This window comes from Micromonospora sp. NPDC051924 (assembly GCF_055586005.1).
Window position 1 is genome coordinate 21,961 of the sequence record NZ_JBVJJA010000065.1, and the last position, 7,238, is coordinate 29,198.

The 7,238-nt window shown below is 70.2% G+C and carries 4 protein-coding genes and 1 pseudogene; 3 read left to right on the forward strand and 2 right to left on the reverse strand.

Annotated elements, in window-relative coordinates; translation table 11 throughout:
* Positions 1–11: 11 nt before the first annotated feature.
* Positions 12–1,427 carry an RNA-guided endonuclease TnpB family protein gene (locus ACZ6S5_RS31900; RefSeq protein WP_466005945.1) on the reverse strand — a complete coding sequence of 472 codons (1,416 nt, stop codon included), beginning with the start codon at positions 1,425–1,427 and terminating at the stop codon, positions 12–14.
* Positions 1,428–1,879: 452 nt separating this feature from the next.
* Between ACZ6S5_RS31900 and ACZ6S5_RS31905 the strand changes: the two genes are divergently transcribed.
* Positions 1,880–3,013 carry a lytic polysaccharide monooxygenase gene (locus tag ACZ6S5_RS31905; protein ID WP_466005946.1) on the forward strand — a complete coding sequence of 378 codons (1,134 nt, stop codon included), beginning with the start codon at positions 1,880–1,882 and terminating at the stop codon, positions 3,011–3,013.
* Positions 3,014–3,067: 54 nt separating this feature from the next.
* Here ACZ6S5_RS31905 and asnB read toward each other — a convergent pair whose 3' ends face one another.
* Positions 3,068–5,029, reverse strand: a complete 1,962-nt coding sequence (gene asnB / locus ACZ6S5_RS31910; protein WP_466005947.1) for an asparagine synthase (glutamine-hydrolyzing) — start codon at positions 5,027–5,029, stop codon at positions 3,068–3,070.
* A gap of 112 nt (positions 5,030–5,141) precedes the next feature.
* Between asnB and ACZ6S5_RS31915 the strand changes: the two genes are divergently transcribed.
* On the forward strand, positions 5,142–6,617 hold the full coding sequence (locus tag ACZ6S5_RS31915; protein WP_466005948.1) for an aminopeptidase P family protein: 1,476 nt from the start codon (positions 5,142–5,144) through the stop codon (positions 6,615–6,617).
* A gap of 338 nt (positions 6,618–6,955) precedes the next feature.
* Positions 6,956–7,238: pseudogene (locus ACZ6S5_RS31920) on the forward strand (hypothetical protein); the annotation flags it as partial.

Genomic DNA, 7,238 nt, shown 5'->3' on the forward strand with positions numbered 1-7,238 from the left:
GCTGCTTCCTACTAGTTGCTCGTTGTTGAGCGGTTCGGATGTTTCGCTCTCCGTCCGGCGGTGACCGGGCCGGAGTCCTGGACCGGCAGTCTGGTCCGGTGGCGATCGGTCCGGTCCTGCAGGATCTGCTTCACCCGCTGATGTGGGGTGTGCAGGGCGATGTCGGGGTCGCCTGCTCGCTGCAGGGTGTTGATCGCGGCGTTCACGTCGGCCTGCCACACCACCCCGCACCAGGTGCAGTGAAACCGGTCCCCACCACGTCGGCCGAACCGTCCGCAGCGGTGACAGGTTTGTGAGGTGTAGGCAGCGTTGACGTGCACGAGCGCAGAACCTCTGCGCTCCGACACGTTCGCTAGCGCCTCGGCGGTGACCCCTTTGGTCCACGCGGCGAGGCGGCGGTTGAGATTCTTGCCGAGCGCCTTGCGCCCGGCGAACCTTCGGCTGAGGTCTTCGGCGACCACCGTGGCGGCCTTGTCGACGACCCGGTGCACGGCGGTGAAGATTTCCGTACGCACCCGGGCGCGGTGACGGACGGCCTGCCGGTCCCACTTGACAGTGCCGAGGTTGTTGGTCTTGATCCGGTGCGCTTTCGCGTGGTCACCGTGCAGGGCGGCGGTGTTGGCGATCGAGCGCAGCTTCGCGCGGTGCCGGTTGCGTTCCTTCAATCGGTCCGACTCGCTGGTCAGCAGTTGGCCGAGGCGGGTGCTGTGGTGGTCGCCGTCGGAGTCGGTCAGGGCTTCGGTGTAGCCCTTGTCCACGCCGACCGTCGCAATGCCGCAGGGCCGCTGCGACGACCGCATCTGCGAGGCGTCGATCGGATAGTGCACCTCGACCCGGCCGCCGCGCAGGATCAGCCGCAGCGTTCCCGTCGGCGCGACCGTCGTCGACAGCGGAATACGGATCATCCTGCGGCGTTCGAGGCCGGGGACCGCCAGCCACAACCGGCCGCGCCCGTCGACGACGCTATTGTGCTGGTCGGCGCGCACCACGATCTGATCGTACGTGCGATTGCGGCCACGCTTCCAATGCTTGCGCATCTGCCGAGGCAGGAACGGGTCCCCAGCCCACCGGTCCGCCTTTAACGCGCCCAGCATCCGCTTGCGCTCGACCGGATCGCTCGTACGCCGGAAGACCGCCCGACGCACTTCCACCTTCGCTGCCGCCAGATTGGCTCCGATGTGGGCCATCGCGTCGCGGACAGTTTCCTTCCACGCATTCGCCAGCACCCCGAAGCGCACGTGCGCGCCGTCGGCCAACCACCGATCCCGCACCTGCCGGTCCCTCAACCCCGAACCGACACCGTCGATCGATCCGTAACGCTGCCACACCTCGCTACGAACCCGGCCCAACCGGACGGCCTGCTCCCGCAACGCCGCATACTTACCCGCGTTCAGCCGTGCCGAATAGGCGATCCGCGTGACCTTCACCGACCACCCTCCACGGTCAGACTCGCCTGCTTGACTTCCTCTCGTAGCGTCGCACCCCGACAGCACGTCGGAGTCGTTAATGCCGCTGCCAACAACAGGCAACCATAGACCGACATGCGGAGGAAATCGACAAATAGTCACTCCTCCTTCCGTTCCCACCCCCGATCCTGGCGCATCCCGGGGCGGCACGCGACGCTCATCGACGGTCAGCTATTGCATGCGATGCGGCGGCCATGGTCGGATTGCGCTTGCCGGAGTGGCGCGGGGGCTGCCGCGCCGCCGGCAGCCGGGTCGAGCCGACGCGAGGGCACACCGGTCCGTGGCACGGACCGCTGGCGGCGCACGTCCCCGGCCGCACTCCGACCGCCGGGCGTGGCGCCGCGATCAGTCGCATCCGCTCGTCGCAGCGGGGCGGGCCGCAGCGGGTCGCGCCCCGCGAGTCAGGAGAACCCGTGCACCGATCCCGTACGGCCGCGCTGCTCACCGCGGCCGCCACCCTGGCCCTGGGCGCCTTCGCCCTGGCCTCGAACTCCGACCCGGCCGCCGCCCACGGCGCGGCGATGACCCCGGGCGCCCGGACCTACCTGTGCTGGAAGGACGGGCTCACCGCGACCGGGGAGATCAAGCCGAACAACCCCGCCTGCGCGGCGGCGGTCGCCGAGAGCGGGCCGAACTCGCTCTACAACTGGTTCAGCGTGCTGCGCTCCGACGCCGGCGGGCGGACCGTCGGCTTCATCCCCGACGGCAAGCTGTGCAGCGGCGGCAACCCGAACTTCACCGGCTACGACGCGGCCCGCACCGACTGGCCGCTCACCCACCTGACGGCCGGCCGGACGATGGAGTTCCGGTACAGCAACTGGGCCCACCACCCGGGCACCTTCTACTTCTACGTCACCAGGGACAGCTGGAGCCCGACCCGGCCGCTGGCCTGGAGCGACCTGGAGGAGCAGCCGTTCCTGACGGTGACCAACCCGCCGTCGGTCGGTTCGCCGGGCACCAACGACGGGCACTACTACTTCAACGGCACGCTGCCGGCGAACAAGAGCGGCCGGCACATCATCTACTCGCGCTGGGTCCGTTCGGACAGCCAGGAGAACTTCTTCGGCTGCTCGGACGTGACCTTCGACGGCGGCAACGGCGAGGTGACCGGGATCGGCCCGGGCGGCACCCCGTCGCCCACCACCCCGGCCCCCACCCCCACCAGCCCGACGCCGTCGCCCACCAGTCCGACGCCCACGCCGACCTCGCCGAGCCCGACCCCGACCATGCCGCCGCCGGGCAGCGGCGACTGCATGGCCGTCTACAAGGTGGTCAACGCCTGGAGCGGGGGGTTCCAGGGCGAGGTCCAGATCATGAACCACAGCAGCCGGACGTGGGCCGGCTGGACCGCGAACTGGACCTGGCCCAGCGGTCAGACGCTCACCCAGGTCTGGAGCGGCAGGGCGAGCACCAGCGGGTCGTCGGTGACCGTCACCAACGAGTCCTGGAACGGCACCCTCGCCCCGGAGGGCAGCACGATCTTCGGCTTCCTGGCCAACAGCTCCGGCACCAACACCATGCCCACGGTCACCTGCACCGGCAGGTGAGCGGGCAGTGAAACGGGCCCCCGGCGGCGCCGGGGGCCCGTTTCCAGATCCGCGTCAGCGGACCATGCTGCCGACGACCGGCTTGGTGAGCAGGGCGGACTGGTTGCGCTGGATGCCCGGGTCGAGGGTCTTCGCCACGAAGATGGCGTGCCAGATGCAGAAGATCAGCACGGTCCACACCTTGCGGGAGTGGTCCGCCTCCTCCCGCTTGTGCTCGTCCAGCAGGCGCATCGCGTACGACAGGTCGATCAGGTCGCCCGCGCCCGAGGTGGCCAGCACGTGCCGGGCCCACTCGTACATCTCGCCACGCAGCCAGACCCGGGTCGGGGTCGGGAAACCCAGCTTCTTGCGGTTCACGATGGCCGGCGGAACGACGCCCTGCAACGCCTGGCGCATCGCGTACTTGGTGGCCTCGGAGCGGGGCGGCAGCTTCAGGTCGACCGGGATGCCGGCGGCGACGTTGAACACCTCCCGGTCCAGGAACGGCACCCGCACCTCCAGCGAGTGCGCCATGGAGATCCGGTCGGCCTTGACCAGGATGTCGCCGCGCAGCCAGGTGTAGAGGTCGACGTACTGCATCTTGGTGACGTCGTCCAGCTCGGTCGCCTCGGCGTAGATCGGCGCGGTGACGTCGGTGTACCGGACCGAGGGGTCGTACCGGCGCAGCAGGTGCTGCTTCTCCTCCTCGGTGAACATCCGGGCGTTGCCGTAGTAGCGCTGCTCGATCGGGGTGGTGCCGCGCTCCAGGAAGCTCTTGCCCTTCACGCCCTGCGGGATGGCCTTGGAGACCGCCCGCAGGCCCTTCTGCACCCCGCCGGGCAGGCCGTTGACGCCGCTCAGCGAGAGCGGCTCCCGGTAGATCGTGTACCCGCCGAAGAACTCGTCCGCGCCCTCGCCGGAGAGCACCACGGTGACGTGCTCGGCGGCCTTCTTCGCCACGAAGTAGAGCGGGACCAGCGCCGGGTCGGCCACCGGGTCGTCCAGGTGCCAGACGATCTTCGGCAGCGCCTCCATCATGTCCTGCGGCCCGATCTTGGTCGGGATGGTGGTCACGTCGAGGTGCCGGGCCGACTCCTGGGCCACGTCGATCTCGGAGTAGCCGGGCACGTCGTACCCGACGGTGAAGGTCAGGATGTTCGGGTTGAACTCCCGGGCCAGGGCGACCACCGCGGTGGAGTCGATGCCGCTGGAGAGGAACGAGCCGACCGGCACGTCCGAGCGCATGTGCATCCGGACGCTTTCCCGCAGCGTCTCCCGGATCTCGTGGTAGAGCTTCTGCTCGTCGGCCACCGGGGCCGGGTGGAACACCGGCCGGTACCAGCGGCGCACCTCGATCCGGCCGCCCGGGCTCCAGGTCAGGTACTCCCCCGACCCGATCCGGCTGATCCCCTTGTGCAGGGTGCCGGGCTCCGGCACGTACTGGAGGGTCAGGTAGTGGCTCAGGTTGGCGGTGTCGATCCCGGCGTCGCCCTGGTAGGCCGAGTGGGCGAACGGCAGCAGCGCCTTCTTCTCCGAGGCGAGGTAGAGGCCGTCCTGCGTCTCCAGGTAGTGCAGCGGCTTGATGCCGAAGTAGTCCCGGGCGCCGAAGGCCCGCCGCTCCTGCCGGTCCCAGATCACGAAGGCGAACATGCCGCGCAGCTTCGTGAGCACCTGCTCGCCCCAGTAGTGGTAGCCGGCGACGATCACCTCACCGTCGCCGTTGGTGGCGAACTGGGCGCCGTAGTCCCGGATCAGCTCGTCCCGCAGCTCGATGTAGTTGTAGATCTCACCGTTGAAGGTGAGCAGGTAGCGACCGTTCGCGTACGGCAGCGGCTCGTGGCTGAGCGCCACGTCGATGATCGCCAGGCGCTTGTGGGCGAACACCCCGTCCGCGTACCGGCCGGAGGCGTCGCCGACCACCTCGACCCCGGTCTCGTCCGGGCCGCGGTGGTGCAGGCACTCCAGTGCGCCGGCGATGTGGTCGCGGTGGGCGGCGGCGTCGCCGCGCGCGCTGAAGAAGGCCAGGAGTCCGCACATGGTGGTCATCTTTTCACGCGGGTCGTGCGGACGTCGCGGCACCGCAGGGTCCTCCCGCTCCCGTGCGCGCGATACCGTCTGGACCAGCGACGAGGCTCGAGGAGGACGGATCATGGCCGAGGAGCGGACGCAGCAGGGCAAGCCGGCGGATGGCACGGAGTCGCACGACCCGGACTTCCCGGAGGCGTTCCTGGCGTTCATGCGGCAGGGCTGGCGGGACACCGAACTGCCGGTCGGCCCCCGCCCGGAGGTGCCCAACCACGCCAAGCGGCGGGCCGCGCTCGCCGCGGCCTTCCCCGGGGAGACGCTGGTCATCCCGACCGGCAACGAGAAGGTACGGGCCAACGACACCGACCACCGGTTCCGGCCGGGCAGCGACTTCGCTTACCTGACCGGCGACCTCGAACCGGACAGCGTGCTGGTGCTGCGCCCGAACGGGGACGCCACGCTGTTCATGCGGCCCCGGTCCTCCCGCAAGACCGACGAGTTCTTCCGCAGCCGGCACGGCGAGCTGTGGGTGGGTCGCCGGCCCACGCTGAAGGAGAAGTCGACCGAGCTGGGGCTGCCCACCGCCGACCTGACCGAGCTGGACGCGGCCCTGGCCGAGCTGGCGCCGGGGCGTACCCGGGTGTTGCGCGGCTTCGACGCCGGGGTGGACGCGGCGGTGCGGCCGTACGACGGGGCCCGGGCCGACGGGCAGCCGGGCCGGGACCGCGAGCTGGCCATCGCGATCTCCGAGCTGAAGCTGGTCAAGGACGAGTGGGAGGTCGCCCAGCTCCAGGAGGCCTGCGACGCGACCGTCCGCGGCTTCGAGGACGTGGCCCGGGCGCTGCCGGCGGACCGGGCGGCCTCCGAGCGGCTGCTGGAGGGGATCTTCGCGCTGCGGGCCCGGTACGACGGCAACGACGTCGGGTACGGCTCGATCGTCGGCGCCGGCGAGCACGCCACGATCCTGCACTGGGTGCACAACCACGGCGTCACCCGTCCGGGTGAGCTGCTGCTGATGGACATGGGCGTGGAGAACCGCAACCTCTACACCGCGGACGTGACCCGGGTGCTGCCGGTCGACGGCCGGTTCACCCCGCTGCAGCGGCAGGTGTACGACGCCGTCTACGCCGCCCAGCAGGCCGGCATCGAGATGTGCAAGCCAGGGGTGGCGTTCCGTGACGTGCACCTGGCCTCGATGCGGGTACTCGCCGAGGCGCTGAAGGACCTCGGGCTGCTGCCGGTCAGCGTGGACGAGGCGATGGACCCGGCCTCCACGGTCTACCGCCGCTGGACCCTGCACGGCACCAGCCACATGCTGGGCATCGATGTGCACGACTGCGCCAACGCCCGCAAGGAGATGTACCGGGACGGGCCGCTCGGCGAGGGTTACGTGCTCACGGTGGAGCCGGGCCTGTACTTCCAGCCGGAGGACGAGCTGGTCCCCGAGGAGCTGCGCGGCATCGGCGTCCGGATCGAGGACGACATCCTGGTCACCGCCGACGGTCCGGTGAACCTCTCGGCCGGGCTGCCGCGCCGCTCCGACGAGGTGGAGACCTGGCTGGCCGAGCAGCGCGAGGCCGGTCCCCGCCTGCCGGGCTGACCGGGAGGCACGACCCGCGACGGGCCCGCCCGCCGGCGTCTGCGACGTTTCGTCGTCGTCCGACGCCGCCGGGCGGGCCCGTCGCGTTTGCGCGCCCTGCTGCCCTGCCGGGCGGTCGCGCCCCTGCTCGCACCACCCGATCGGGTATGGGCGTAATGCGCAATTTTTTCTTATACGTCCGCGTCGCGAGGATCCTTCTCATACGGTGTCGATCAGAGGCTACAACCGGTTTGTAGCTGGTCGACCCACCTCGGGTGGTGCGACCCCTTTGGTAGAAACCGAAAGGGCGGAAGGCTCTGATGTCCAACGACGTAACGACTTCCGACGGCGGGGCTCGGATGACCCCGCCGACGAGCAGGCGGCGGGCGCTCTGGGTCGCCACCGGCGTGGCCGGGCTGACCGGCGTCGTCGGTCTGGCGGCGCTCGGTGGCCTCGCTGCTCGGGACAACAAGTCCGATGACGCGCAGCGCGTGTCGGAGAACCGCGCAGCCGCGCCGCAGAATGCGAGCGACGCCGGCAAGGACCGGGACCAGGACAAGGACCGGGACAAGGACCGGGACAAGGACAAGGACAAGGGCGAGGCCGGTGCGGTGCGGGAGGTGGCCTGTGACGACGATGATC